Origin of the sequence: Nonomuraea cypriaca, assembly GCF_015645445.1 — a bacterium.
Classification (GTDB): Bacteria; Actinomycetota; Actinomycetes; order Streptosporangiales; family Streptosporangiaceae; genus Nonomuraea; species Nonomuraea cypriaca.
In genome coordinates this window covers 54980-79926 of record NZ_JADOGI010000015.1, presented here as the reverse complement: position 1 = coordinate 79926, position 24947 = coordinate 54980, and the positions used below count along the sequence as shown (strand labels likewise).

General features: G+C 68.9%; 27 protein-coding genes. 15 read left to right on the top strand and 12 right to left on the bottom strand.

Features of this window, described 5'->3' with window-relative positions; genetic code table 11:
* Positions 1 to 2: 2 nt before the first annotated feature.
* Positions 3 to 614: a mycothiol-dependent nitroreductase Rv2466c family protein gene (locus tag ITP53_RS07590; RefSeq protein ID WP_195894583.1), complete on the bottom strand. Its 612-nt coding sequence runs from the start codon at positions 612 to 614 to the stop codon at positions 3 to 5.
* Positions 607 to 825 (bottom strand): hypothetical protein, encoded by a 219-nt coding sequence (locus ITP53_RS07585; RefSeq protein WP_195894582.1) that lies wholly within the window; start codon positions 823 to 825, stop codon positions 607 to 609. Before ITP53_RS07585 ends, ITP53_RS07590 begins: the two co-directional genes overlap by 8 nt.
* Positions 826 to 899: 74 nt before the next feature.
* Between ITP53_RS07585 and ITP53_RS07580 the strand changes: the two genes are divergently transcribed.
* The 7 genes from ITP53_RS07580 to ITP53_RS07550 all read left to right on the top strand — a co-directional run bounded on the left by ITP53_RS07580 (position 900) and on the right by ITP53_RS07550 (position 7843).
* Positions 900 to 1664 (top strand): DUF429 domain-containing protein, encoded by a 765-nt coding sequence (locus ITP53_RS07580; protein ID WP_195894581.1) that lies wholly within the window; start codon positions 900 to 902, stop codon positions 1662 to 1664.
* 66 nt (positions 1665 to 1730) lie between these two features.
* Positions 1731 to 2399, top strand: coding sequence for a GntR family transcriptional regulator (locus ITP53_RS07575; protein WP_195894580.1), 669 nt, complete (start codon positions 1731 to 1733; stop codon positions 2397 to 2399).
* 95 nt (positions 2400 to 2494) lie between these two features.
* Positions 2495 to 3481, top strand: a complete 987-nt coding sequence (locus ITP53_RS07570; protein ID WP_195894579.1) for a tripartite tricarboxylate transporter substrate binding protein — start codon at positions 2495 to 2497, stop codon at positions 3479 to 3481.
* Positions 3481 to 4083, top strand: a complete 603-nt coding sequence (locus ITP53_RS07565) for a tripartite tricarboxylate transporter TctB family protein (protein ID WP_195894578.1) — start codon at positions 3481 to 3483, stop codon at positions 4081 to 4083. Before ITP53_RS07570 ends, ITP53_RS07565 begins: the two co-directional genes overlap by 1 nt.
* The gene (locus ITP53_RS07560) at positions 4080 to 5723 is read left to right on the top strand and encodes a tripartite tricarboxylate transporter permease (protein ID WP_195894577.1); all 1644 of its coding nucleotides are present in this window, start codon (positions 4080 to 4082) and stop codon (positions 5721 to 5723) included. Before ITP53_RS07565 ends, ITP53_RS07560 begins: the two co-directional genes overlap by 4 nt.
* A complete protein-coding gene (locus ITP53_RS07555; RefSeq protein ID WP_195894576.1) occupies positions 5720 to 6568 on the top strand; it encodes a dihydrodipicolinate synthase family protein in 849 nt (282 codons plus the stop codon). The genes ITP53_RS07560 and ITP53_RS07555 overlap by 4 nt, the downstream gene beginning before the upstream one ends.
* Before the next feature lie 87 nt (positions 6569 to 6655).
* Positions 6656 to 7843, top strand: a complete 1188-nt coding sequence (locus tag ITP53_RS07550) for a sialidase family protein (RefSeq protein ID WP_195894575.1) — start codon at positions 6656 to 6658, stop codon at positions 7841 to 7843.
* A gap of 39 nt (positions 7844 to 7882) precedes the next feature.
* Here ITP53_RS07550 and ITP53_RS07545 read toward each other — a convergent pair whose 3' ends face one another.
* From ITP53_RS07545 to ITP53_RS07525, 5 genes are all read right to left on the bottom strand, one after another.
* Positions 7883 to 8545 (bottom strand): amino acid ABC transporter permease, encoded by a 663-nt coding sequence (locus tag ITP53_RS07545; protein WP_195894574.1) that lies wholly within the window; start codon positions 8543 to 8545, stop codon positions 7883 to 7885.
* Positions 8545 to 9201: an amino acid ABC transporter permease gene (locus tag ITP53_RS07540; RefSeq protein ID WP_236050555.1), complete on the bottom strand. Its 657-nt coding sequence runs from the start codon at positions 9199 to 9201 to the stop codon at positions 8545 to 8547. Before ITP53_RS07540 ends, ITP53_RS07545 begins: the two co-directional genes overlap by 1 nt.
* Positions 9202 to 9226: 25 nt before the next feature.
* Positions 9227 to 10123, bottom strand: a complete 897-nt coding sequence (locus tag ITP53_RS07535; RefSeq protein WP_195894572.1) for a transporter substrate-binding domain-containing protein — start codon at positions 10121 to 10123, stop codon at positions 9227 to 9229.
* A 9-nt stretch (positions 10124 to 10132) separates the two neighbouring features.
* Complete coding sequence (locus ITP53_RS07530; protein WP_195894571.1) at positions 10133 to 10891, bottom strand: amino acid ABC transporter ATP-binding protein; 759 nt, start codon at positions 10889 to 10891, stop codon at positions 10133 to 10135.
* Positions 10892 to 10968: 77 nt separating this feature from the next.
* Entirely contained in the window at positions 10969 to 13575 is a 2607-nt protein-coding gene (locus tag ITP53_RS07525) for a M14 family metallopeptidase (RefSeq protein WP_195894570.1), read from the bottom strand.
* A gap of 281 nt (positions 13576 to 13856) precedes the next feature.
* Here ITP53_RS07525 and ITP53_RS07520 point away from each other — a divergent pair, with 281 nt between their 5' ends.
* The 4 genes from ITP53_RS07520 (at position 13857) to ITP53_RS07505 (ending at position 18184) form a co-directional block, all read left to right on the top strand.
* Positions 13857 to 14213: a hypothetical protein gene (locus ITP53_RS07520; RefSeq protein ID WP_195894569.1), complete on the top strand. Its 357-nt coding sequence runs from the start codon at positions 13857 to 13859 to the stop codon at positions 14211 to 14213.
* 186 nt (positions 14214 to 14399) lie between these two features.
* Complete coding sequence (locus ITP53_RS07515; RefSeq protein WP_195894568.1) at positions 14400 to 15926, top strand: hypothetical protein; 1527 nt, start codon at positions 14400 to 14402, stop codon at positions 15924 to 15926.
* Between the two features lie 48 nt (positions 15927 to 15974).
* Positions 15975 to 16415: a hypothetical protein gene (locus ITP53_RS07510; protein WP_195894567.1), complete on the top strand. Its 441-nt coding sequence runs from the start codon at positions 15975 to 15977 to the stop codon at positions 16413 to 16415.
* Positions 16416 to 16549: 134 nt separating this feature from the next.
* Positions 16550 to 18184 (top strand): MFS transporter, encoded by a 1635-nt coding sequence (locus ITP53_RS07505; RefSeq protein ID WP_195894566.1) that lies wholly within the window; start codon positions 16550 to 16552, stop codon positions 18182 to 18184.
* 29 nt (positions 18185 to 18213) lie between these two features.
* On the opposite strand, the gene ITP53_RS07500 is transcribed toward ITP53_RS07505, so the two are convergent.
* Positions 18214 to 18684, bottom strand: coding sequence for a cupin domain-containing protein (locus ITP53_RS07500; protein ID WP_195894565.1), 471 nt, complete (start codon positions 18682 to 18684; stop codon positions 18214 to 18216).
* 231 nt (positions 18685 to 18915) lie between these two features.
* On the bottom strand, positions 18916 to 19320 hold the full coding sequence (locus ITP53_RS07495; RefSeq protein WP_207755628.1) for a nuclear transport factor 2 family protein: 405 nt from the start codon (positions 19318 to 19320) through the stop codon (positions 18916 to 18918).
* Between the two features lie 150 nt (positions 19321 to 19470).
* Here ITP53_RS07495 and ITP53_RS07490 point away from each other — a divergent pair, with 150 nt between their 5' ends.
* Entirely contained in the window at positions 19471 to 20022 is a 552-nt protein-coding gene (locus ITP53_RS07490) for a TetR/AcrR family transcriptional regulator (RefSeq protein ID WP_195894564.1), read from the top strand.
* 83 nt (positions 20023 to 20105) lie between these two features.
* Positions 20106 to 20924 (top strand): hypothetical protein, encoded by an 819-nt coding sequence (locus tag ITP53_RS07485; RefSeq protein ID WP_195894563.1) that lies wholly within the window; start codon positions 20106 to 20108, stop codon positions 20922 to 20924.
* Positions 20925 to 21032: 108 nt separating this feature from the next.
* On the opposite strand, the gene ITP53_RS07480 is transcribed toward ITP53_RS07485, so the two are convergent.
* Positions 21033 to 21464, bottom strand: a complete 432-nt coding sequence (locus ITP53_RS07480; protein WP_207755627.1) for an NUDIX domain-containing protein — start codon at positions 21462 to 21464, stop codon at positions 21033 to 21035.
* A gap of 449 nt (positions 21465 to 21913) precedes the next feature.
* Here ITP53_RS07480 and ITP53_RS07475 point away from each other — a divergent pair, with 449 nt between their 5' ends.
* Entirely contained in the window at positions 21914 to 22780 is an 867-nt protein-coding gene (locus tag ITP53_RS07475) for a TIGR04222 domain-containing membrane protein (RefSeq protein WP_195894561.1), read from the top strand.
* A gap of 217 nt (positions 22781 to 22997) precedes the next feature.
* On the top strand, positions 22998 to 23354 hold the full coding sequence (locus ITP53_RS07470) for a helix-turn-helix domain-containing protein (RefSeq protein ID WP_195894560.1): 357 nt from the start codon (positions 22998 to 23000) through the stop codon (positions 23352 to 23354).
* Positions 23355 to 23380: 26 nt separating this feature from the next.
* On the opposite strand, the gene ITP53_RS07465 is transcribed toward ITP53_RS07470, so the two are convergent.
* Positions 23381 to 23971 carry a ClpP family protease gene (locus ITP53_RS07465; RefSeq protein WP_195894559.1) on the bottom strand — a complete coding sequence of 197 codons (591 nt, stop codon included), beginning with the start codon at positions 23969 to 23971 and terminating at the stop codon, positions 23381 to 23383.
* Entirely contained in the window at positions 23968 to 24594 is a 627-nt protein-coding gene (locus ITP53_RS07460; RefSeq protein WP_195894558.1) for a ClpP family protease, read from the bottom strand. The genes ITP53_RS07465 and ITP53_RS07460 overlap by 4 nt, the downstream gene beginning before the upstream one ends.
* Between the last annotated feature and the right edge of the window lie 353 nt (positions 24595 to 24947).

Genomic DNA, 24947 nt, shown 5'->3' with positions numbered 1-24947 from the left:
GGTCAGTCCAGGCGGGGCTCCTCGTGCGGCCGGCCCTTGAGCTCGTGGAAGCCGGGGGTGCCGGCCACCAGCAGCGTGCCGTCCCACAGGCGGCCGGCCTGCTCGCCGCGCGGCAGGCGGGACACCACCGGCCCGAAGAACACGACCCGCTCCCCGTCCCCGCCCGTGACGGCGACGATCGGGGTGCCCACGTGGTCGCCGCCGATCAGGGACATGCCCTCGGCGTGCGAGGCGCGTACCACGTCGTCGTAGTCGGTCGACATCCCCGCCTCGGCCAGCTCCACCGGCAGCCCGGCCGCCGCCAGCGCGGCCCGCAGATCACCGATCCAGTCGCCGCCGCCGGTGGTCCACATCGCGGTGTACAGCCGCCCCAGCGCCTCCTGCCCGTGATCCCGCTGTACGGCCGCGCAGACGCGCACCGGCACCCACAGGTATCCCTCGGGATCGCCTTCCGGGTCGTCCTCGCGCCCCTCGTTGAGCACGGACAGGCTCATCACGTGCCACCGCACCTCCACGGGCCGCACCTCGCACACCTCCAGCAGCCACCGCGAGGTGAGCCAGGTGTACGGACAGGCCGGGTCGAACCAGAAGTCCGCCACACAACCATCACTCATGGATCGCCACTGTACTTTCGGGCGGGCGCCGCGCGGATCGTCGTGTGAGCCGCCGCCCGTGCCTGCGCCACCAGGCCCGCGCCCAGAGCAGGCCGGGCAGGACGATGACGACGAGCACCACGAGGGCCTCGGCCATCGCCGGCGGCTCCTGCGCCCGCAGCAGGTCCTGGACCGACTGGGAGACCAGGGTGACCAGCAGGGGCAGCGTCACCAGCACCGCGAACGCGAGGCAGCCAGCGTGCCGACGCCCTGCAGCACCGCGTAGAGAACTCCTATCGTGGGTGAATGCTGACGGTGGGCATCGATCTCGCGGCTGAGGCGGCGCGGACCGCGGTGGCGTGGCTGGACTGGTCGGACGGCCGCGCCCGGCTCCTCAGGGTGGCGGCCGGGGCGGACGACACGCTGATCGTCGAGGCGGTGATGGGGGCGAGCAAGGCGGGGGTCGACTGTCCGCTCGGCTGGCCGGACAAGTTCGTCGACTTCGTCACCGCGCACCGGGCCGGGCACGTACAGGTGCCGGAAGGGCTGGGCCGGACGTGGCGGCGGGACCTGGCGTTGCGGGTCACCGACCAGGTGGTGCACGAGGAGACGGGGCTGACGCCGCTGAGCGTCTCGGCCGACCGCATCGGGCACGCGACCATGCGCTGCGCCGCGCTGCTGGCCGAACTCGCGCGACGGGGCAGGCCGGTGGATCGGCGGGGCGGCGGGGCCGTCGTGGAGGTCTATCCGGCGGCCTGCCTGAAGCTGTGGGGCCTGCCGTACCGGGGATACAAGCGCGCCGCCAACGTCACCGAGCTGGGACGGCTCGTGGACCGGCTGCTGGAGGCGGCGCCGTGGCTCGATCTGGGTGAGTACGAGGAGCTGTGCCGGGCCTCGGACGACGCCACCGACGCCGTGGTGTCGGCGCTCGCCGCCCGCGCGTCGGCCCTCGGCCTGGTGAGCGTACCTGTGGGGGAGCAGGCCGAAGTGGCGGCCACGGAGGGCTGGATCGCCCTGCCCACCGCGCCCCTGGACCGCCTCGTCTCCCTCGGTAGCGAGGGGGGCCCTTGACATCTGCCTGTAACACACCTTCAATTCCGTTAACCGATATCCGTCTACGGTTAACGAAAAGGTGAGATGTACGAAATAAGGTCCCTGCGGCAGTCCGCGACGCTCGGCGAGGAAGTGGTCAGGCGGCTGCGCTTCCTCGTGATCACAGGCCGGCTGGCGCCCGGCACCCACCTCGTGGAGGACCGGCTGGCCAGGGAGTTCGACATCAGCCGCGGGCCGATCCGGGACGCCCTGCGCCGGCTCGAAGGTGAGGGCCTGCTCGAGTCGCGACGCCGCGGCCTGTTCGTGGTCGGCCTCGACGAGAGCGACGTCGAGGAGCTCTACACGCTGCGCGAAAGCCTGGAGTCGCTGGCGCTGCGGCGGAGCATGCAACGCGCGACGCCGGAGGACTGGGCCGCCCTGCAGGGACCGATCGACGCCATGCGGGACGCCGCCGATCGCGGCTCCGCCGAGGACTTCGCCGCCGCCGACCTGGAGTTCCACAGCCGGTTCTACGAACTGTCCGGACATCGCAGGCTCGTCAGCGTCTGGGAGCAGTACCGGCCGACCTTCTCGGTGCTGCTCGGCGTCACCAACGCACAGGACGCCGACCTGCATCCCTCGGCTGAGGCGCACGTGGCCCTGCTGCGGGCGGTGCGGTCCGGAGACGTCGAGGTCTCTGTCCAGGAGCTGTCGCAACACCTCCTCGGGGCGAAGAACCGCATGCGTGCCTCGCGCGCGAAGGGCTCCGGCTGATCCTCGGGACGGGGGCGCGTCCAACTGTCCGACTCCAACTGATCTCTGTCTGAGCACGCCTCCGCAGTGAGGCATCCCCCCGGAAGGAGGCGGTCATGGTCAACTTCCGCCGTGCCGCTCCAGCTACCGTCCTCCTCAGCGTGATCCTGATCGCCTCGGCCGCGTGCGCGGGCGATCGTACGCCCGGCGTCTCCGCCGAGGCCGAGAAGTACCCGTCCAAAGACGTCCGTCTCATCGTGCACGCCGCCGCCGGCGGGGCGTCGGACATGACCGCCCGCGCCCTGGCCACCGAACTGGAGAAGGACCTCGGGCGCAGCATCGTGGTGGAGAACCGGCCAGGGGCGTCGGGCTCGACCGCCATGCGGTTCCTGGCCTCGGCCAAGGCCGACGGATACACCCTGGGCTATCTGCCGGTCGAGGTGTCCATGCTGGGCCACCGCGGCTATCCGGTGAAGCCGGAGTCGTACACCATGCTCGGGCAGGTCGTGAACGTCCCCGCGGTGGTCGTCGTGCCCGCCGAGAGCCCGCACAAGACGCTCGCGGACCTCATCGAGGCGGCCAAGTCCGATCCTGGGGAGGTCAGCGTCGCCAACTCGGGTCCCGGCTCCATCTGGGAGGCCGCGACCACGCTGCTCGGGCAGCAGGCCGGGGTCGGCTTCAAGCCGGTGCCCTTCGACGGCGGCGCGCCCGCCGTCGCCGCCGCGGCCGGTGACAAGGTCGACGCGGCGGTGGCGGGGGCCAGCGAGGTGGCTCCCTCGGTGAAGGACGGCCGCGTGCGCGCCCTTGCCGTGCTCGACGCCGAGCGGTCCCAGCAGCTTCCCGACGTTCCGACAGGAAAGGAAGAGGGGTACGACGTCACGGTAGGCGGCTGGGGCGGCATCGGCGCGCCGGCGAACCTGCCGCAGCCGGTCGCGCAACGCCTGCGCGACGCCGTGAGCAAGGCGGCCCAGTCGCCGGCCTTCACCCAGACGCTCACCAAGGCAGGCGCCGTCCCGACCTATCGCAGCGCGGAGGAGTTCGCGACCTTCACGAGCCAGGAGTACGAACGCTTCGCCGCCGTCCTCCGGCCCGCCGGATCGTGATGCCTTCCAAGGGGAGTGCGCCGTACGCACGCTCCAAGGGCAGGGCGCCGCACGTCCGAGAGGTCCTGATCGGGGCCGGGGCGCTCGTTCTCGCGGTCGCCGCCCTGCTGTTCTCGTGGCGCATCGAGTCGGCGGTACGCAGTCATGACATCGGGCCGGCCGCCTGGCCCACCGCCCTCGCCGCCTGCATGGTCGTCCTCGCCCTGCTCATGCTGTCACGAGCCGCCCACCTCCGCCGCGCCACCCAGTCGGACCCAGCCGAGGCGGACCGCACCCAGCCGGACCCCACCCAGGACTCCACCCAGCCGGACCCCACCCAGGACTCCATCCAGTCGGACCCCACCCAGGGCTCCACTCAGGCGGACTCCGCTGAGGCGGTGGCCGCCGGGGGGCCGGCGAAGGTGATGATCGCGTTGGCGGCGTTCGTCGGGTACGGCGCCGCCTGGCAGGTGCTCGACTTCCGGGTCTGCACTCCCGTCCTGCTGGCTGTGCTGGCCGCGAACGGAGGCGGAAGGGGCTGGCGGGCGCTGATCGTCTTCCCGATCGGGCTGACCGCCCTGCTGTGGCTGCTGTTCGGTGTCCTGCTGGAGGTGCCGCTGTGAACGCCCTGCTGGACGGGCTCGGCGCCCTCCTCGACCCGGGCGTGCTCGGCGGGCTGCTTCTCGGCACCGTGCTCGGGATGCTGGTCGGCACGTTCCCCGGCATCACCGTCACGATGGCCGTGGCGCTGGCCAGCGGGTTCACGCTGACCCTTGAGCCGGTGCAGGGGCTGGCGGTGCTGCTGCCCATCTACGTGGCCGCCAGCTTCGGTGACCGGGTCCCGGCAATCCTCATCAACACGCCGGGCACACCGGCCTCGATCGCCTCCACCCTCGACGGTTTCCCACTCGCCCGGCAGGGCAAGGCCGGACTCGCGCTGACCGTCTCGGCGATCGGCTCGCTGGTGGGCGGGCTCGCCGGGATCATCCTGTTCATGATCGCGGCCGATCCGTTGGCGAGCGTGGCGCTGCAGTTCGGCCCGGCCGAGATGTTCGCGCTGGTGGTCTTCGGCCTCACCATGATGGTCACCGTCGCGGCGGGGCAGTTGGTCAAGGGCTTGTTCGCCGGGCTGGCCGGCCTGCTCCTCGGCGTCGTGGGGCTCGACCCGATCACCGGCGACCCCCGGCTGACGTTCGGTGTGGAGACGCTCACCTCCGGCCTGCCGTTCATCGCCGTGATCATCGGCCTGTTCGGCATCGCCGAGGTCTTCGAGCAGATGCTGACCCACCGCAGGGGCGAGCGCACCGTCATCACCCAGATGGGCCGCTGGACGCCCACCCGGCAGGAGCGGCGCCAGATCCGCAAGCCGATCGCCGTCGGCAGCGGGGTCGGCGTGGTCGTCGGGGTGCTGCCCGCCGCCGGCGGCGACATCGCGGGACTGGTGGCATGGACCCAGGCCAGGCGCATGTCCAGGACTCCCGGCGAGTTCGGCAAGGGGTCGCTGGAGGGGCTGGCGGCGGCGGACACGGCGAACAACGCGCAGGTGGGCGGCGCGCTCATCACGTCGTTCGCGCTGGGGCTGCCCGGTGACTCCGTGAGCGCCGTACTGCTCGGATCGATGATCATTTGGGGGCTGACGCCGGGCCCTGCGCTCTTCCGCGACCATCCCGACCTGATCACCACGGTCTCGGCGATCCTGTTGCTCGCGACGGTGCTGGCGTTCGCCATCAGCCTGCTGCGGCTGCGCGGGGTCGTGCGTCTGCTGGACCTGCCGCGCCACTATCTGTGGAGCACGATCCTGATCTGCTGCGCGGTGGGCACGTACTCGATCAACAACAGCGCGAGTGACGTCCTGGTGATGCTGGTCGCCGGGCTCGTCGGGCTTGGCATGCGCCGGTACGGGTTCCCCGCGGGTCCGATGGTGCTGGGCCTGCTGCTCGGCCCGCTGGCCGAGGCCAACCTGCGGCGCACCCTGGTGATCGGCGGCCCCGGCGAGATCTTCACCAATCCGATCGCGGCCGCGCTGCTCGCCATCAGCGTCCTCGCCCTGGCCTGGCCCCTGTTCCGCCGCCGCACACGCCCGCGCGTAGACGGCCCGGGCGGCCCGCCCTCGCATGAGCGTGAAGGCGGCCCGCGCCCGCCTGAAGGCAGCCGTGAAGGCGGCCCGCGCCAGCCTGAAGGCAGCCCGCACGAGCGTGACGGCAGCCCGAACCCGGGTGAAGGCAGCCAGCAATCTCCGAACTCGCCGGAAGGACCCTCATGACGACGCCGACGGTGATCGCCGCGCTGCCCACCCCGTTCCGCGACACGGGTGAGCTCGACCCGCGAGCCGCCCGCGAGTTGTTCCGTGCCGTCAACGGCATCGTCGACGGCCTGTTCGTCGCCGGCACCACAGGTGAGTTCGCTGCGCTGGACGACGCCGAGCGGCTGATGTTGATCGAGATCGCGCTGGAGGAGGCGGGACCGGACCGGGTGGTCGCGCACGTCGGCGCGGCCAGCGCCTTCCAGGCCGCCCGGCTGGCCGCGGCCGCCGTCTCCCTCGGGGCGACCAGGCTCGCCGCCATCACTCCGTACTTCCAGCCGGCCGGGCCGGACGTCGTACGCGACTACTTCGTCCGGATCCTCGATGCGGCGGGCGACGCCGCGCTGTACGCGTACCTCTATCCCGACCTGACCAACACGGACGTCACACCGGAGCAGCTGGCCGCGGTGCCCGGCCTGGCCGGAGTGAAGCTCTCCGGCAGGGCCTCCGGCGAGGTCGCCCTGCACGTCGCGCAGTCGTACGACGTCTATTCGGGCAACGACGTGCAGCTCGCCGCCGTGGCCGAGCAGGGCGGCACCGGCGTCGTGTCCGGCCTGTCCGCCGCCTTCCCCGGCGTGTTCGTCAAGCTGGCCCGCGCCGTCGCCGGCGGCGACACGGCGGCGCGCGACGCTCATCAGGAGGTGGCCGACGAGATCGGTGCCGTGGTGGGCCCGAACATCTCGCACCTCAAGCTCGCCCTGGACCTGCTCGGGCTGCCGGGAGGAGCCAGCCGGGTGGCCGCCCAGGAGGTCGACCCCGCCGTACGGTCCCGTCTCGTCCGGCTGATCGAGCGCGAAACCGCCTGACCGGCCGTGCGCGCGATGCCACGGGCCCGCTCACCGCCGCCCGCTCTCCCGACGCCCGCCACCACACGCCTCTTCAAGGGAGACTTCATGTCCGCGCACCTCACCATGCTGCGCCGAGTGCTTGTGCCCGGCCTTGCCGCCGCCGTGCTGGCGTTGCCCCTGACCGGCGCCGCCCGCGCCGCGGAACCGCCCGGCCAGGGCGACTCGTTCCGCGCGTACGCGTGCCGCCAGGACATCCACCCCCAAGATCCCGACTACCCCGGCGTGCACGTCGCGTCGATCGAGAAGGCACCGAACGGTGACCTGCTCTACGCCTTCTACGCCGGCACCGAGGAGGGTGCCGATGACGTGGCGACGTACATGAGCACGCTGCCGGTAGGGGCGAAGACCTGGACCCGGCCGCGCGTCATCTTCGACGAGCCCGGCCAGCCGGACGGCAACGCGGTGCTGTGGGCCGACGGCCGCGACACCTACCTGTTCTTCTCCACCATCCGCGGCGACGGGTGGACCGAGGCGGACCTGCGCCTGATCCGGTCGGGGGACAGCGGCAAAACCTGGTCCGACCCCGAACAGATCCGCGAGGAGTGGGGCTGGCTCTTCGGCACCAAGCCGTTCCGTATGTCCAACGGCGAGGTGCTCGTCCCCATCTACAGCGAGACCCGGTGGGCGAGCGGCTGGTACATCCCCACCGACGACTACTCCACCTGGGTTCCCCACCCGTCCGGCGACGACGCGGACTGGCCCACCTCGCCGAACGGCGCCATCCAGCCGGCCACCGTCGAGCTCGAACCCGGGCATCTGCTGGCGTACCTGCGGACCCGTGACCAGGCCGTCTACAAGACCGAATCCTTCGACTACGGCCGCACCTGGACTCCGGCCGAGCCGACCGGGCTGCCGAACAACAACGCCAGGGTGGCGCTGCTCAAGCTCGGCGACGGCAACCTGGTCCTCGCCTACAACCCGGTCACCGAGGGCAGGGACACCCTGCGCCTCGCGCTCTCCACGGACCAGGGCAAGACCTGGACGAGCTCCGTCGACGTCGAGTCGGATCCCGGCGCCGAGTTCTCCTACCCCTACCTGCTGCAGACCGACGACGGCATGATCCATCTCGCCTACACGCATCGCCGCGAGTCGATGCGGCACGTCGTCTTCAACGAGGAGTTCGTACGCGCCGGCGCCGACCTGCCGTCCGACGCCCGGCCCACACCCGTCGAGTACCGGAACGGGAGCCTGAACCACCCCTCCACCTGCCACTACCAGAACAAGTCGCGCTGATCCCTGCGAAGGGTGCCGAGCCCACAAGCTCGGCACCCTTCATCCATGCTGAAGCGTTCGCTCCAGGCGGCGGGACAGGGAGGTGAGGGGAAGGCAGATGACGAAGTACACGATCAGAACCGCCCCCAGGATCGGCACCGCATGGGTGGCCCCGCTGGAGAGCGTGAGCCGTTCTATCGAGCGTTGCGACGCCTGGAGAAGGTCCAGAACGCCGATGACGGTGGCCAGCGAGGTCTGCTGCGTGAGGTTGACGACCAGTCCGACGAGCGACGGCAGGGCCCGCCGTACCGCCTGGGGGAAGATCACGTAGCGCATGCGCAGGCCCCAGGGGAAGCCCAGCGCCGCGGCCGCGTCGGACTGTCCGTGGGGCACCGACTGCACCGCTCCGCGTACGACCTCCGCGACGTTGGCGCTGCCCCAGAGGCACAGCCCGACCGCGGCCGCGACGAACGTGTCGAACCTCAGGCCGATGACCGGCAGCACGAAGAAGATGGAGAAGAGCGTGACGATGATCGGCAGGCCGCGCCAGATCTCGACGTACCAGCGGACCGCCAGGCGTACGGCCCTGATGGGCAGGACACGCAGCGCACCCAGCACCGCCCCCAGCACCACGCTCACGACGACGCTCACGGCCGCGAGCGCGAGGGTCGTCGCCAGGCCCTCGGCCATGTAGCGGGCCACCGAGGGCACCCACGGCGGCATCAGTGCCCCCCGGGGATCGCGAAGCGGCGTTCGAGCAGGCCCGCTCCGAGGGAGAAGAGCCAGACCAGCCCCAGGTAGACGATGCCGATGGCGATGAACACCTCGAACGCGCGGAAGGTGACGGAGACGATGTCGACGGCGGCGTGGGTCAACTCCGGGTAGCCGATGGCGATCATGAAGGAGGAGTTCTTGAAGACGGAGATGAGGGTGTTGGTCACCGAGGGCAGCGCCACCCGCCCACCGAGCGGCAGGACGATTCGGCGGAAGGCGGCGAGTTCGGAGAAGCCGAGTGCCCGGCACGCCTCCACGTACACCGGGTCGACCGCCTCGAAACCGGCCCGGAAGTTCTCCACGTTGTAGGCGCCTCCCCACAGCACGAGGGAGAGCCATCCGACGGTGAAGGCGCTGAGCTCGATCCCGGCCTCGGGCAGGGCGAAGAAGAGGAAGAAGATCTGGACCAGCAGCGGCGTGTTCCTGAACGCCTCCACGTACGCCTGGATCACCTGCCGGACGACGGGGATCCGCAACGCGCTCAGCGCGCCGAGGAGCACGCCGACGGCGAGCGCGCCCGCGATGCCGATGGCGCTGATCGCCAGCGTACGGAGGAGGCCCTGCCCGAGCTGCCCGACCTCGGAGAAGGGGAAGCCGGCGATCATCTCGTGCACCCCGGGTTCCGCGGCGTCAGCACTGGAAGATCTCCCCGGTCGGGTACGTGAGGCTGTTGCCCGGCCGCGGCACGAACTCCTGGAACTGCCGCCGGCTCCCCTCGTCGGTGACCGTCTCCTGGAACGCCCGCCAGAAGTCGTCCTCCGCCCGCATCTTCTCGATGGCGGCGTTCACCCAGGTCAGCATGGGCTTGTCGCCCTTACGCACGCCCATGCCCCAGGGGCTGCCGGCCTTCTGGTCCCCCACGACCTTCAGGTCGGCGTTCTTGGAGGCCAGTTCGGCGAGGAGCGTGTCGTCCTGAGCGAACGCCACTCCCCGGTTGTCGCGCATGGCCGAGAACGCCTCGCTCGTCTGCGCGAAGGCCACCTGCTTCGCGCTCTTCACGCACTGGGTCAGCCAGATGCTCGCCGTGGACCCGGTGGTGGTGGTGACCGGCTTGCCCGCCAGGTCGGCGAACGAGGCGATCGGCGAGTCCTTCGGCACCAGCAGCTTCACGCCGCTGTTGAAGTACGGGGTGGAGAAGTCGACGGTCTCGGCGCGCTCGGGCGTGTAGTTCATGGTCGCGAGGATGAGGTCGATGCGCTTGGTCGTCAGATGGGGGACCCGGTTGGCCCCGGTCACACACGTGAACGCCACGGAGCCGGTGGTGCCGAAGGCGTACTCGGCGAGCCGGCGCGCGATCTCGGCCTCGAACCCGGCCTCCTCACCGCTCTCGTCGATGTAGCCGAACGGCGGGTAGTCGCACTTCACGCCCACCGCGAGCCGCCCCTTGGCCTGTACGTCGGCGGGAAGCGCGGCGCCGACGTCGACCGGCCGGCCCGAGCCGGTGCTCCCGGCCTCTTCCCCGGCGGAACCGCAGCCGGCGGCGGCCATCGCGAGAACGGCCAGCAACGCGGCGACTTTCGCTGTCACAGAACTCTCCTATCGCAGAACCTTGCGGAGGAACTGGCGGGTGCGCGGATGCTGCGGATCGTCCAGCACGTCCGCCGGGCGGCCCTGCTCGGCGATGACTCCGCCGTCGATGAAGACCAGGCGGTCTCCGAGCTCCCGGGCGAACCCCATTTCGTGAGTGACACAGAGCATGGTCATGCCCGACCGCGCGAGATCGCGCATGACGTCGAGCACCTCGCTCACCAACTCGGGGTCGAGCGCCGAGGTGACCTCGTCGAAGAGCATGACGTGGGGGCTCATCATCAGCGCCCGCGCGATCGCGACCCGCTGCTGCTGGCCACCGGACAGCCGTCGCGGGTGGGCGTCCACCTTGTCGGCCAGCCCCACCCGGGTCAGGAGGTCGTTCGCGAGCTGCTCGGCCTCGCGCCGGTCGACCCCGAGCAGCTTGCGCGGCGCGAGGATGAGGTTGTCCAGCACCGTCAGATGCGGGAACAGGTTGAACTGCTGGAACACCATGCCGATGCGGCGCCGTACCCGGTTGAGGTCCATCCCCGGCTGGGTGAGGTCCTCTCCTTCCAGGAAGACCTGACCGGCGGTGATGGGGTCCAGCAGGTTGACGCATCTCAGCAGCGTGCTCTTGCCCCCGCCGGACGGGCCGATGATGACGACGACCTCACCGCGGTTCACGGCGAGGTCGATCCCCTTGAGCACCTCCAGCTCACCGAAGGACTTGCGGACGCCGCGCAACTCGATCACCGTGTCGAGGTCCGTGGCCGGTGACTCGGTCATTGGCTCTCCCTGAGCGAGGTGTACGGCTTGAGGAGGCGGATCCGCCCGGCGCCCGGACGGATCCGCATACCGGGCGATCAGCCGCCGAGACGGGCGAACCGATCGGCGTCGAGCTTCTCCGACGGCCCGTAGTACAGGGAGTTGAACACCATCTTCTGCTCCGCGCGGTTCCAGGTGCGATACCCGGCCTCGTTGCCGAACGTCACGACGTAACCCTTGCCGACGTTGAACGCGACGCTGTTGGCCGCGCCGTTGAGATGTTCACCGCCGATGAGCCACCCGCTCTGCAGCTGCTCGCCGCTGTCCGGGTACTTGCCGACGACCTTGGCGTCGTACTTGTCCGGGTCGGTGACCCGGTACGCCTCGTTCTCCACGAACCAGACCGGGTTGTCGGCCGTCATCCCCCAGGCCACCGGATCGTCGGTGTCGATCTCCTGGCTGAGCAGGGAGCCCGGCGAGTAGAAGACCTCCTCCTCGTCCGGCAGGACCGGCTCGATGGGCAGGTCGAGCAGGCTCTGCGCCGTGGTCGTCGCACTGCCGTAGGCGACGAGCGTGCCGCCGTTCGTGACGAAGTCGCGCAGCTTGGCCCAGCCGGCCTCGCCCACGCCGTGGGCCCAGCTCCACTCGGCCGGGTAGGAGGCCGCGGCCAGTCCGTTGACGATCTTGCTCTTGGAGACGCCGTCGGGCAGCAGGATGGCGTCGTACTTGTCGCTCAGGTCGCCCTCGTAGTCCTGCGCCTTGATGACCTGGTAGTTCACCTGGTACTGGTCGAACATCCACATCAGCCAGCCCGACGGCATGTTGTTCGGCGGCTTGTACAGTCCGATCCGGGTGCCCGGCTTGAGCTGGACGCCGTCGACGCCGGGGACCTTCGAGATCGCCGACACCGGGATCCCGGTGCTCGCCGACCTGGCCTGCAGGATCTGACGTGCCTGGCCGGTGGGCGGGATGACGAACGTTCCCGCCGGGAACTCCCGGTCGCCGTCGGTGAACTTCCCGGCCGCGCGGAACGTCGGAACGCCCTGCTTCTGCAGGTCCGACACGAACTGGTAGACCCCGTACGACTCCGGGCCGAGGGTGTAGGCGCCGGCCGCGGAGGGCGGAGCCGGCATCGTCACCGGCGCCGGCCTGATGTCCCTGAGCAGCGTGGTGTCGGCCGAGAACTTCTCCTTGACCAGGTCCGCGGTGAAGCCCAGCAGCATCGGCAGCGTCTGCGCGGTGACGTCGTACGGCTCCTGCGGCGGCCCGCCGGGATACTCCTCCAGCTGTGGATAGTGCTGCACCTCCAGCAGGGTCTTGGCGAAGCTGCCGTACGGCTGCGCCAGGTAGACCACGTAGGAGCCGGCGGGGTAGTCCTTGCCGCCCGCCGTGAACGCCGACCGCGCCTGGCGGATCTCGACCGCCCCGGTGTGCAGGATGTCGAGGACGTCGCGCACGGCCTGCGGATCACGCTGGTTCGCGGGGATGACGTACGCGTACGGGCTGGTCTTCGTGACCGCCCTCTGGCCGACCTGGTAGAAGTTGTACAGCCAGTTGTAGGGGTCACTGGCCATGGACTCGACGCCGCTGTAGAAAGTGCTCGAGGTGTAGTCGAGGATCTGGCGCAGCGTCCAGGTCGTCTTGTCGTACGGCTCGATGAAGTTCGTGTCGGCCTGCTGGTCGCCGATCGGGGTCGGCCTGGTGTACGGGTAGGCGAGGTCGGAGACGCTGGCCGCCTCGGTCAGCATGCGTACGGCGCCGTGGTAGACCTGATACTGCCGCGACGGAGTCCAGTAGTCGTACGTCGTGCCCCACTGGCCGCCCTTGAGCCCGGCGGCCGTCATTCCGCGCTGCATGGCCATGCCCAGGGCGTTGGTCTGCTGGACCGTGATCGGGTCGATGTTCGGATCGGACGGCGACAGGTACGGCGGCGTGAACATCCGCGCCGACCCCTGGCCCGCCTGATGCGCGTCCTGGAACACCTGCGGGTGGTACTTGTTCTGGATCGAGACCATCAGCCGGCTCTCGACCTGCGTGAACATGAACCAGTCACGGTTGTCGTCGTGGCCGGTGTACTTCTGGTAGAGGTCGGGATAGGTGCGGTTGTAATTCGTACCGGCCGTGGCGTTGAAATAGTCGTTGACCAGGTGCAGCCCGTCCGGGTTCTGGGACGGCACCATCAGGATGACCGCGTTGTCGAGGATCTTGTTGATGGTGGGGGAGTTCTCGGTCGCGAGCCGGTGTGCGATCTCGATCATCGCCTGGGAGTTGCCGACCTCGGTCGCGTGGATCCCGGCCTGGACGTAGTAGAAGGGTTTGCCCTGCGCCGCTAATCGCTGCGCCTCGGCCTGGGAGAGCCCCCGCGGATCCGCGAGGCGGGCGTTGATCGCGACGAGGCGGTCGAGGTTGGCGAGGTTCTTCTTGGAACTGATGGTGAGCATCACGTAGGGATAGCCCAACGTGGTGTCGCCGACCTTCTCGTAGCCGACGCGGTCACTGCCCTTGGCGACGAGCTGGAAGTAGCTCAGCATCTTGTCCCAGGTCGCAAGATTGCCATCGGAACCGATGTGAAAGCCGAAGTAGTCATCCGGGCGGGGAATGCCGGCCGCCGCCGACGCCCCCGCGATCGAAACCGTGCCCGCGGACGCGACTAAAGTGATCATCGCCGCGATGGAGATCGCGAGCTTCCGGAGAGATGCGCGCATCCTGCTCCTTCTGTATGTCTCTTGTCCACCCGGCCACCGGGGCCTCCCTGTCCAGAGAGACCGCCCACTGGGCGGGTTCACGCATGATCGCGACGCGCGGATGCGCGCCGAGTCGGACAGGGACCGGGATCGGCGCGCACCCCGGCGGAGCACGAGCCCTTCCCACGCCACACGCGGCACCTTGCAGGCTTTCGTCACTCTCTGTTGTCATGCGGATGCAAACTGTTGTTGAGTGGGGTGTCTGCCACCGCAGGCATTCCCGAACAGCAAAGGAGTCCCCCATGACGACCCTCGTCCGCAGAGCCGCAGTGCTGCTGGCCACGGTGACGGCCGCCGCCGGCCTGGCCCTGCCCGCCTCCGCCGCGGCCCCCACCACAGCCGCCGCCCCGCTGCCCTGCCCCAGGATTCTCGCGGTCTGCGCCCACACCGCAGCGGGCGAGCTGAGGATCATCACCAGGGACGAGCCCTACATCGTCCCGCCCGTCGTCCGGGCCGTGAACCAGACCCCCGAGCCCTGGTGCTTCTTCGCGGCGCCCGGCTTCGATGGCGACCGCCGCGAAGTCGCGCCGTGGGAGACCGTCGAGGCCTTCGGCTTCGATGTCTTCTCGGCCCGCCGTGGCATGTGCACGTGGTCATGAACCTTCAGTTCCTGACCTGATCTCCGGCCGCTGAGGCCGCACGCCGCCGGCCCCATCGTGAGGGTCCGGCGGCGCTTCACGTTCAGCGGCGCGAACGGCCGGACGGCGCTGGTGATCTACGCGTAATGCCCCTTTAGGGATAAGGTGACGCGCGATTCGCTCGAAGCCGTACCGTGGGGGACGCACGTGCCAATTGCCCAAGACCATGGGGATCTCACCTCTCAGTTACTGGGTTCGCCGCTCTGGCACGACCAGTTCCTGCACGACGCGGGCATACCGATCTACGACACGCCGCTGGTGTCGGTAGGCGGCGGGCTCGGCTCCTTCACCCTGGTCGACGTACTGCGCATCTGCGGGGTGCCGGCCTCGTCGATGAGGGTGGTGTCCACCAGCGACACTCCGTGGCAGACATGGGAGTACCTCACCCGCGTGTCGCAACTGCCCCCGCTCGAACGGATCCGCTCCGACGCCGGAGCCAGGCCCGACAACATCTGGGGCTTTCCCTCCTACGCCCTGCAGGAGGCGTGGCAGGAGCGATCGCCGAAGCTGCTGTGGCAGGTCCTGGTCGAGCCGATCCTGAGCGATTTCTTCAGCCCGCGAGCCCAGACCGTCTTCACCACCGTCGCGCGCGAGGCGGACCGGATCTCCTACCGCGACATGCTGGCCAAGGGCCAGGTGCGGATGGTCCGCCGCCGGGCCGGCGGCGGCTACTTCACACTCTTCACCCCACCCGCCGGTGCCGCGCCGACCAAACGCGTGGCGATCCGTTCCCAGTACGTGCATCTCGCGGTCGGTTATCCGGGGCTCAAGTTCCTGGAGGATCTGCAGCGCTTCCGGGAGACGTACAACGACTACCACCGGATCGTCAACGCCTACGAGCCGCACGAGCACGTGTACGAGTCGCTCAAGGCACGGCCGGGCGTGGTGGTCGTGCGCGGGGCCGGCATCGTCGCCTCCCGCGTGCTGCACCGCCTGATGGACGACCGGGAGCGGTACGGCCTGCGGACCCAGATCGTGCACCTGTTCCGCACGTTCGTGACGGGACCGCACGGCCCCGGGGCACGGATGCGCCGTCCCGGCGGTGACGGCTGGGCCTACCAGGCGTTCACCCTCCCCAAGTCCGCATTCGGCGGGCAGTTGAAGGAGCAGTTCCTGCGTGCCGATGGAGAGCAGCGGGCGGCGCTGGCCAAGGTCGTCGGCGGCACCACCACGCCGAAGCTGCGTTCCTGGCAGGAACAGTTGGGGCGCGGCAGGAGCGGCGGCTGGTACCGCCCGATCCAGGCGGTGGTGCACAAGGTGGAGCCGACCCCGGACGGCCGCGTGGTCAGCTTCATCAGCAGCGACGACGGGACACGCGGCCGCTACGCCTCGGACTTCATCATCGACTGCACCGGGCTGGAGGCCGACATGGCCGAGCACCGTGTGCTCGCCGACCTGCTCGAACACGGCAACGCCCGGCGCAACGGCGCGGGCCGGCTGACGGTCGGGGAGAACTTCGAGGTGTTGGGCACCGCGAGCGGGAACGGCGCGCTGTACGCCTCAGGCGCCGCCGTGGCCGGCAACCACTTCCTGGCCGTCGACAGCTTCCTGGGCATGCAGACAGCCGCTCTGGACATCGCCGCCGACCTGGCCGAGCGCGGATTCTGCGCCCGGCTGGGACCGGCGAGGTCGGTCAGTCAGTGGCTCAGGTGGGCCGCCCGCCGTCCCGCCTGACCGTCAGCCCGCCGTCGATTCGCTTGGCACAGCCGAGGAGCGTACATCGTGATCCCCACCCTCGCCGGTCGTCTGCAGACCCGGATCTTCCTGCTCGCCACCGTCGGCGTGATCGTGACCGCGCTGATCGTGCCGGTATTGCCGGGCGCCGACGGCTCCTTGGCCCGCATGTACGGCACCGCGTACCTCATTCTCCTGGCGGTCGCCGTGGCAGGCCTTGGCTGGGAGTGTGTCTACCACCTGCTGATGCAGTTCCGCTGGGACAAGGACTGGCCGACGCTTTTCGGCCTGCTCACGATCGTCCCCGAAGGGCTGCTCATGTGGGGCCTGCTGAAGCTCGGGCTGGTGCCGGGGATCGACCACCCGGTTGCCTTCTCCACGTTCGCCACCATGTTCACGATGGTCTGGGCCGGCCAGTGGCTGTTCGCCAACGGCCCGATGCGGGTGTTCTTCGTACGGTGGCGGCTGCGTGGCGGACGAGTTCTGTGAGCGGCAAGTGAATTGCAAGCCACACCTGATCCACTTTGCCGCGGACCAAAACGGGGCTTATGGATTCAAACGCCGTTGACCACCACCCGGATGTTCGGCATCCGCCCTGACCATTGACCATCACGAGGACACACATGAGCACACGACCCGTGGGCGGTATCGACTTCGCCCATCCGCTGGCGTTCTGGACGGGGTTCCTCGCCTGCGTGGCGGGAGTGGCATTGCACCTGCCGATGTACCTGCATGCCGCCCCCATGGGCTACCACATGGCGGGCATGCCCATGGACACCTCGATGATCGCGGGCATGGCCCTCATCGTCGTCGGGCTGGCGGTGACCGCGTACGGGCTGATCCCGCGCAACCTGCGCCTCACCCGGCGAGCCGGCGAGGTGCGCATCCGCGCCGCGGGCGACGCCCGGCTGCGGCCGGCGCACATCGGACTGATCGTGGTGATGACCGCCGCGGTGACCATCGACGCGATGAAGCCGATCACGCTGTCGTTCGTCGCGCCCGGCATGGGCAAGGAGTACGGGCTGAAATCGGCGCTCAACCCCGCCGGCGACCTGCCCGTCGCCCTGCTGCCCCTGTTCGGGCTCACCGGCACGGTGCTCGGATCGTTCCTGTGGGGATGGCTCGGAGACCGCATCGGGCGCCGCGCGGCCATCCTGCTCGCGGGCGTGATGTTCGTGACGACCGCCATCTGCGGTGCGATGCCGTCCTTCGGCTGGAATCTGGCGATGTGCGCGATGATGGGGATAGCCGCCGGAGGCATGCTGCCCATCACCTTCTCGTTGCTGGCCGAGACCATCCCGGGACGGCACCGAGGCTGGGTCATGGTGCTCATCGGCGGCAATCTGGCCCTGGCCTACGTCCTGACGAGTTGGCTGTCATCGGAACTGATCCCGACGTTCTCCTGGCGCGCGCTGTGGCTGCTGGGCCTGCCCACTGGTGTGCTGCTCATCATGCTGAACCGCTGGATCCCCGAATCCCCCCGCTTCCTGCTGACCCACGGCCGTGACGACGAAGCCCGAGCGATCATGCTCAGGTACGGCGCCACGGAGGTGCGAGACACCGAGATCGAGCAGATCGCGGCCGAACAGGACAGTCCCTCCGGTTCTGGTTCCGGCTCCGGCGGTACGGGCGGCTACACCCCGCTGTTCCGCAAGCCCTTCACCGGCCTCAGCGTCGCCGTGGTGGTCCTCGGGCTCAGCATCGGCCTGGTCACCTACGGCTTCCAGCTCTGGATCCCATCCAATTTGCAAAAGCTCGGGCTCGACCAGCAGACGGCCGACCGGGCCCTGCACGATTCTGCGCTGCTGGGACTCCCGCTGGTCTTCATCGCCGCCGCGATGTACGGGCTGTGGAGCGCCAAGAAGACCATCCTCGTGCTGACCACCCTGGTGGCCGCCGCCCTCCTGGCCTTCTCCCTGGCCGGTGACACCCTGGCCCGCGACGGCACCTGGCTGTATGTGCTGCTGGCCGGTCCGATCGTCGGCACCGCCACGATCGCCGCCGTACTGGCGGCCTACAGCTCCGAGATCTACCCGACGCAGATCCGCTCACGTGGATCCGGCCTGTCGGCCGGAGTCGGCAAGTTCGGCGGCGTCGCCGTGACCGCGGTCCTGGTCACCGGACTCACAGTCCCCTCAATCGGGACCACCGCGCTACTCGGCGCGATCCCGCTGGTTCTGGCGGTCATCGCGGTCGTCGTCTTCGGCGTGGAAACCCACACCAGGGCACCGTCCCGCATACCCGAACCGGCGCGGTGAGGCGGGGGCGTTCATAATCCTGGACGCCCTCACGGCACCAGGGGTGGCCCGACGATGTCGATCCCGTGCCGCGCCGCGATCTCGGTCAGCAGGCCCAGGTCAGGTTTCGCCCCGACCTTGCCGCCGGCGTCGATCAGGAAGTCGGCGAAGCCTGGGCCGTGGTGCAGCGTCAGGTACCGGGCGGAGTCGCTCGTCACCACGAACCCATGTGGCCGCCCGGCGGGCAGCACGGCGGCGCAGCCGGCGCCGGCCCGGTGCTCCTGGCCGTCCACCACCATCCGCAGCTCCCCGTCGAGCACCACGAAGGTCTCGCTGTCAACCCGGTGGACGTGCATCGGGCTGCCATGCCCGCGACCGCCCCGGGTCTCGACGACCGCGAACCCACCGCCGGTGTCGTGGCCGGTGACGCGCAGGTGGTAAAGCTCGCCGAGGAATGACACGGTTTGCTGGGTGTCCGGAGTGGTGATCGCCGGTGTCAGGATCCGCGCGGCGTGCGACATACCTACACGGTGACCCGACCGACCCATACCTGTCAAAGACGATCTGACCCCGATCCCTCCGTGCGGGTGGTGCCCTCGGGGCGGACCCTGGTGTGGCCGAACCACGTTCTCCTGCGGCAGCGTCGTAGCAGATCAGGTGGCCGGTGTGGACCGCCGGCGCGAGCGGGGTGGTGGGCGCCGTCGGCGAGGTTCGAGGTCGAAGCGCCCACCGGCGCGGTTCTTCTATGCAGGCTAGGCGCTTGTCAGCTGTGTGCAGAGGGCGTCGAGTGTGTTTGTGGCACGAGCGAGCCCGAGATGGTCGATGTAGTCCCGCGACTCGACGATCAGCCCTTCGCGGATCCGGAAGACGATGATGCCCGACGCCGCCCAGCCCGCGTCGCCGCGGTAAGTGAACTCGCCGATGACCACCTCGGGGTCGGCAGTGTGATGGACGCGTACATCCTCAACGCGAAAGCCTGCCAGGCCAGCCGGCCCCGCCGCGGCGAAGTGCTGTCGGAGTGCTTCGCGGCTGAGCATCGGGGTGTCGCCGAGTGGGGCCATCGGGTGCCGCACGTCGGTTTCTTCGGCGTAGAACTCGACCAGCTTGTCGACCTGGTCGCGATCACCGTTCTGCAGCCGGCAGGCGGCGTCGAGCATGGCACGGAATATGTCTTCGGGGGTTCGCATCATGGTTACCCTTCTAAGCGGAGCCTTCACTCCAAATGATACGGAGTCGAAACTCCGAATAGCAAAAGTTGGTCACCGGGGCCTGCTGGAGCAAGACTGCCGGGGTGGGACGATGGTGGGATGCGGAGCGACGCGCGGGCGAATCGGGACCGGGTGCTGGCCGCGGCCGAAGAGGTCTTCGGCGAGTTCGGCAACGCCGGCTCGACCGAGGAGGTCGCGCGCCGGGCCGGCGTCGGAATCGGCACCGTCTTCCGGCACTTCCCGACCAAGCGGGTGCTGGTCAAGGCCACGATCGTTCGGCACCTCACCCTGCTCGCTGAAACAGCGCGGGCGCGGGGCGAGGGCGGCGAGGCCGGGGCGGCGTTCCGGGAGACGTTCCGGGAGATGGTCTCAGGCGCTCCGGCGAAGCTCGCGCTCGTCGCGTTGCTGGAGGAGCCCGCCGACTCGACAGGCTCCGCTGATGAGGTGGAGGCTGCGGCCACTACGGTGCGCGAAGCCGTCGAGGAGTTGCTGTCCCGCGGCCAGCAAGCCGGTGAGGTGCGCGCGGACGCAACGGTAGATGAGGTCTACATGCTGATCAGAGCGCTGGCCAACGCCCGGGGCGACCGGACCGTCGTGGACAGAGCGGTCGACATAGTGCTGGACGGCCTGTCCCCGCGGCGTTCCGAGTAGCCACCCCGCGCAGTCTGCGCACCTTCCTGGTCCTGAACCGCGGCGGCGACGTCAATGATCAACATGCTGTTAGCTTCGCGGGCATGGCTCATTTCCCCGTGCTCGTCGTCGGTGACGTCGAGGAACAGCTCGATCCGTTCCAGCCATATCCCTTGATCAACCTGCCTGACGAGCCGGGCCAGTGGCCGTTGAACTCATGGCGCGAGCAATACGAAACGGCCCTGGCGGAAGACCCCTCTGACGAGGTCGACGACCTGACGGACGTTGCCGCCGTGCTTACCCACTGGCTCGGGACGGATGTCGAGAGGGTCGGGCCGGACGAGTACGTCATCGAGCAGGAAACCAACCCTGACGCGCGCTTCGACTACTACCGAGAGGGCGGTCGATTCGAGGGCGTGCTGTTGCACCGCGACGGCGAGTGGGTGAGCCGCGCGTCGAAGGACGAGGTCGACTTCGAAGGGATGCGGCGGCTCGCACGGGAGCAGGCCGAGACGACGTTCGCCGAGTTCATGGAGGCCGTGAAAGGGCTGGAACGACCTCTTCCCTGGGCCGATTGGCTGATCGGGCGGACGGGCAACTCGGAGTGGGACGCGGCGCTGCGCGAGGAGTACCTCAAGATTCCCTGGGTGGCGGCGGCCTCGCCGTTCGATACGTCCGTGGCGGACGTGCAGGAGGCGTTTTGCCTGTACGCCGCTGACCCGAGGGTTGCGTACGTCGAGCAACAGGTTCGGTCCGCGGGAGTGAGCGAGGTGCTGGTCGTCAACGAGACGTGGCATTCCTGCGAAGACCTGGGCGATGACGTGTGGAGCGCGACGTCGCAGCGCTGGGCCACCACGTTCTGGCGACTGCTCGACCCCGTCCCCGGCGACGAGGAACTCACGATGGTGGACTGCCACGGGTAACCTTGCGGACCGGCACCCTGGGACAACTGCTCGCCCCACCTGGACGGCGACGCCTTCGATTGCACCTACGTGGCACCCCGCGAGAGTTGACCCGAGCAACGGATAGGTTCACGAACCAGGGATTGGTGGATCAGTAATCTCATGGCCGGGCCCCTTGGTCATCCGCCGCCCGTACTCCCGATAGGTCGCAGGCTGACCCCTGAGCACATCGAGAGCGGAGCGAACCCTCTTCCACATGTACGATCGCAAGAGTCGGCAGGCCTCGGCGGGCTCAGCAAGGCGAAGCTCCGCGAGCTCCTCGTCCACGACCTGGAGCGCACGAGCCTGGTCACCGGTCACCGTGCCGCCGTCGAAGACGAACATCAGCGAGTCGTCCCAGGGCCCATGAGCCGGCACCCAATCCACCACAAGGAGTTGCCCGACCTCCAGGTGCAGGCCCAACTCCTCCTTGATCTCCCGCCGAGCGGCAGCGGCAGGCGACTCGCCGGCCTCCGCCATGCCTCCCGGCAGATCCCAGTCGGGCTTGTACGCGGGGTCCACGAGTAGGATACGCCCCCGCTCGTCCCGAGCGTGATCGCCACCGCCAACTGGACCAGCACCACTCCGCGGTCCCACGCCAGAGAGCCGCCCAACCGAGCCAACACCCCGCTCAGCGTGCCGGTTAATCCGACCTGATCCGCGCATTCGCGCAGGAGCACGGCTCCCGCATGGCCGACGAGTCCCGTCATTCAACGCTGAGTACCCGAGATCAGCACGACGGCCGGCGCGGCTGACGTGCGCATCGTCACTCGACCTGCAGATACTCGTCACGAGGCCGCCGAGTCGATCTCGCGGCGTGGCCACCCGATTCAGCTCGGTGTGTCGGCGATGGCGGTGGAGGGCATACGTCCGGGGAACGGTGACAACCCGAGCGTCCGGCAGGTTACGCGGGCTTTGCGTTTCACGCGAGGTGCTCAGCCCTTGCGGCGCCATTGGGGAGGAACGCCTGGATGGACCTGATCCTGCTGATCGTCTCTATCGTCTTGGCAGTTCTGGTCGTCGTCACCGTCCGCTCGCTCAGACGCGAACTCGCCGCCGCCGCTGCGGCGGTCGCCGGCTTCGAGCCGCGTGAGCTCACCCCGTACGAGCTCGCCTATCTGGACGGTGGGAAGCGAAGTGCGGCGATCACCGCCATCGCAGTGCTGGCCGAAGCCGGAATGGTGCGCATGACCCGCGAGGGCCGCATGTACCCGGTCCGGTCGGAAGTCAAGCCGCGCGACTCCCTCGAACGGCAGGTGCTCAGCTTCGTCTCCGGGTACCGCTCAGGCCTGACCGGGGAGGAGTTGCGGAAGGAGATGGAGGGTACGCCGCACATGTTCTCCCTCGACCGCCGCCTCATCGAGATCGGGATGCTGCGCCCGCGCGACGCCTTCGCTCGGGCCGACCGGCGGCTCGACATACTGTCGGTGCTGACATGGACCGCGGTGACCGGGATGGTGGGGGTGGTGTGGACCGCCCTGGTCATGCGGGTGACGCTGCTGTCGGCGTTCGCCGTGTGTGTCCTCGCGATGGTGATCCTGGCCGCGCGGATCGCGATCAGGTGGTACGAGCCAAGGACATGGCCAAGGCGCCTGACACCTGCCGGCCAGGCGAGCCTGGAGGCGGCCAAGCGGGACAACCCCCGGTACGCCGCCGAAGGCCCCGCTGCGATCGCCCTGTACGGTCCGGTCGACCGCGCACTGGCGGACGAGATGTCCGGCGCCCGGCGGCGTAACCGCTGGGGCGGGGGTGGCTATGGGGGCGGTGGCTGCGGTGGCGGGTCGGCGAGCTGCGGTGGCGGCGGCTGCGGTGGCGGCTGCGGCGGCGGCGGGGGCTGACACCTCAGCATCTGCCGGGCCGTGTCGGCCACCTGCTGGGCACGGTGTGCGCGCACTGCTCATGTGGCTGGTCACCGGCCTCACCGAGTGATCGCCGCGACGGCGACCACTCGGTGAGCGCGCAGATGCGCCCTGAGGCTGAGCGGAGGAGGCAGGGACGGTTCTGCTCTGCGCGAAGCTGGCAGAACTCGAACGCGCCGTCTACCTATGGTGAAGCATGGCCTCCTCCATCCCGCCGCTACGCCCAGCGATCGATCGGACCGTGCCCAAGCCGTCTCCGGCTCGCGAGCCGCTGTGGCGGCACGTGCTCGGTGAGCGTCTGAGAGCTCTTCGTCACGAGCGGGGCGAGAAGTTGAGCGACACCGCAAGTCGCGCCGGAGTCTCGCCGCAATATCTCTCCGAGATGGAACGAGGCGTCAAGGAGCCGTCGAGCGAAATGATCGCTGCGGTCGCCGGCGCGTTGGATGTGACCCTGGTCGATCTGACCCTCGCCGTTGCCGAGAGCTTGCGGTCTGCTCAGCACAGCGCGTCGAGAGGTGCTACCTGCTCGGCGGCGTATGCTCTGGCCGCATAGCGCGGCTTGCCGGGGTTATCCACGGGCTATGCATGCTCCTCGATGATCTGATCGAGGAGCCCGTACTCCAAGGCCGCGGTCGCGGTAAACACGCGATCGTGATCGGTGTCGGCGCGTAGGGTTTCGATCGTCTGGCCGGTGTGCCGTGACAGTATGCGCTCGATGTCCGCCCGGACACGTACGACCTCGTCGGCTTGCAAGATGAGATCGGGGATCGCTCCGCGCCCCTGAGCGGCCGGTTGGTGCAGGATTACTCGTGCGTGTGGGAGAGCGGCACGTTTTCCCTCGGCTCCCGCGGCGAGAAGGACAGCACCCACCGCGACGGCCTGTCCAACGCAGGTTGTCGAAACCCGCGGGCGGATATGGCGCATGGTGTCGTATATCGCGAGCATTGCACTCGGGTCCCCGCCTTCGCAGTTGATATAGAACTGTATTTCCGCATCGGGGTTGTCTGACTCCAGAAAAATCAGCTGCGCGATGAGCGCGTTCGCGACGCCCGCGTCAATTGCGGTGCCCAGATAGACGATTCGCTCGGTGAGCAGGTGCGAGTAGACATCCATGACCCGCTCGCCACGAGGGTTCTGAGCGATGACGTTCGGGATCGTATATGTGGTCACTGGGGGACTCCTTCGGTGACGCCGAATCCGGGCCGTGGGCGATTGTGTGGCGCGACTTCGTCGAAGTTCTGCACGATTGCATCTATGAAGCCGTAGTCCAGTGCCTCTTGCGCTGTGTACCAACGATCGTGCAGAGAATCCTCGAATATGCGCTCCACAGGCTGACCCGTGTCCTCGGCGATAAGACCGAGCACCGTGTCGCGAGTATGCCGAAGGTCGCCGGCCTGCAGTTCGATGTCGACTGCGGTGCCACCGATTCCCGCCGAGCCTTGGTGCATCAGGACGCGTGCGTGCGGCAGGGCGCGGCGCTTTCCCCGGGCCCCCGACGACAGCAAGAATTGCCCGGCGCTGTAAGCGATGCCCAGCACGAGGGTCGATACGTCACAGGGAATGATTCGAATGATGTCGCGGATCGCAAGCATCGAGGGAACCGAGCCGCCCGGGGAGTGAATCCACAATGCGATATCGGTCGACGCATCCTGCGTGGCGAGTGCCATCAGTTGCGTGGCCAGCAGTGTCCCATTGTCGTCATCGAGAGGGCCGTCGAGAACGAGAACACGCTGCTCGTAGAGCTCGCGTCTTACCCGCGCGTTGAACAGTGGAAGTTTCGATTCTTCGCTCATGCGTCCATTATGTGAGGCGATCCGGATCGGCGTCGAAACGATCCGCCTGGGGCAGATCTGCTCTGAGCAGAGAGAACTCCTGAGCAGCGACAACTCGATTTCCGAACCGGTTCGTAGCATTGCGGTCCTGGAGGTTGCGGCGAGGGTCAGGCACTCGGGCGAGGGCCGGGAGATGGGTGATGCGCTGCCAGGCCAGAACGAATGCCTGCGCCCAGCCTCGATGGCTCAGGGGACGGTCGTCCCGGCTGAACTGTGCGGGCAGGCGGAGGTTTCCACCTGATCGTCCGTTTCCTTCGTGCGCCGGGGTGTGGGTCGCCGCCCGAGGCGCTCGGTGAGCGGCGGTTTCCACGGGC

What these genes read in the sequence shown, in the direction of transcription:
- ITP53_RS07485 (WP_195894563.1), top strand. Translation starts at nt 20,106, where the DNA reads ATGGCTCATTTCCCCGTGCTCGTCGTCGGTGACGTCGAGGAACAGCTC.
- ITP53_RS07540 (WP_236050555.1), bottom strand. Translation starts at nt 9,201, where the DNA reads ATGATCGCCGGCTTCCCCTTCTCCGAGGTCGGGCAGCTCGGGCAGGGC.
- ITP53_RS07590 (WP_195894583.1), bottom strand. Translation starts at nt 614, where the DNA reads ATGAGTGATGGTTGTGTGGCGGACTTCTGGTTCGACCCGGCCTGTCCG.
- ITP53_RS07530 (WP_195894571.1), bottom strand. Translation starts at nt 10,891, where the DNA reads ATGACCGAGTCACCGGCCACGGACCTCGACACGGTGATCGAGTTGCGC.
- ITP53_RS07545 (WP_195894574.1), bottom strand. Translation starts at nt 8,545, where the DNA reads ATGCCGCCGTGGGTGCCCTCGGTGGCCCGCTACATGGCCGAGGGCCTG.
- ITP53_RS07470 (WP_195894560.1), top strand. Translation starts at nt 22,998, where the DNA reads ATGGCCTCCTCCATCCCGCCGCTACGCCCAGCGATCGATCGGACCGTG.
- ITP53_RS07575 (WP_195894580.1), top strand. Translation starts at nt 1,731, where the DNA reads ATGTACGAAATAAGGTCCCTGCGGCAGTCCGCGACGCTCGGCGAGGAA.
- ITP53_RS07570 (WP_195894579.1), top strand. Translation starts at nt 2,495, where the DNA reads ATGGTCAACTTCCGCCGTGCCGCTCCAGCTACCGTCCTCCTCAGCGTG.
- ITP53_RS07520 (WP_195894569.1), top strand. Translation starts at nt 13,857, where the DNA reads ATGACGACCCTCGTCCGCAGAGCCGCAGTGCTGCTGGCCACGGTGACG.
- ITP53_RS07500 (WP_195894565.1), bottom strand. Translation starts at nt 18,684, where the DNA reads ATGTCGCACGCCGCGCGGATCCTGACACCGGCGATCACCACTCCGGAC.
- ITP53_RS07580 (WP_195894581.1), top strand. Translation starts at nt 900, where the DNA reads ATGCTGACGGTGGGCATCGATCTCGCGGCTGAGGCGGCGCGGACCGCG.
- ITP53_RS07565 (WP_195894578.1), top strand. Translation starts at nt 3,481, where the DNA reads ATGCCTTCCAAGGGGAGTGCGCCGTACGCACGCTCCAAGGGCAGGGCG.
- ITP53_RS07490 (WP_195894564.1), top strand. Translation starts at nt 19,471, where the DNA reads ATGCGGAGCGACGCGCGGGCGAATCGGGACCGGGTGCTGGCCGCGGCC.
- ITP53_RS07555 (WP_195894576.1), top strand. Translation starts at nt 5,720, where the DNA reads ATGACGACGCCGACGGTGATCGCCGCGCTGCCCACCCCGTTCCGCGAC.
- ITP53_RS07505 (WP_195894566.1), top strand. Translation starts at nt 16,550, where the DNA reads ATGAGCACACGACCCGTGGGCGGTATCGACTTCGCCCATCCGCTGGCG.
- ITP53_RS07495 (WP_207755628.1), bottom strand. Translation starts at nt 19,320, where the DNA reads ATGCTCGACGCCGCCTGCCGGCTGCAGAACGGTGATCGCGACCAGGTC.
- ITP53_RS07460 (WP_195894558.1), bottom strand. Translation starts at nt 24,594, where the DNA reads ATGAGCGAAGAATCGAAACTTCCACTGTTCAACGCGCGGGTAAGACGC.
- ITP53_RS07475 (WP_195894561.1), top strand. Translation starts at nt 21,914, where the DNA reads ATGGACCTGATCCTGCTGATCGTCTCTATCGTCTTGGCAGTTCTGGTC.
- ITP53_RS07525 (WP_195894570.1), bottom strand. Translation starts at nt 13,575, where the DNA reads ATGCGCGCATCTCTCCGGAAGCTCGCGATCTCCATCGCGGCGATGATC.
- ITP53_RS07550 (WP_195894575.1), top strand. Translation starts at nt 6,656, where the DNA reads ATGTCCGCGCACCTCACCATGCTGCGCCGAGTGCTTGTGCCCGGCCTT.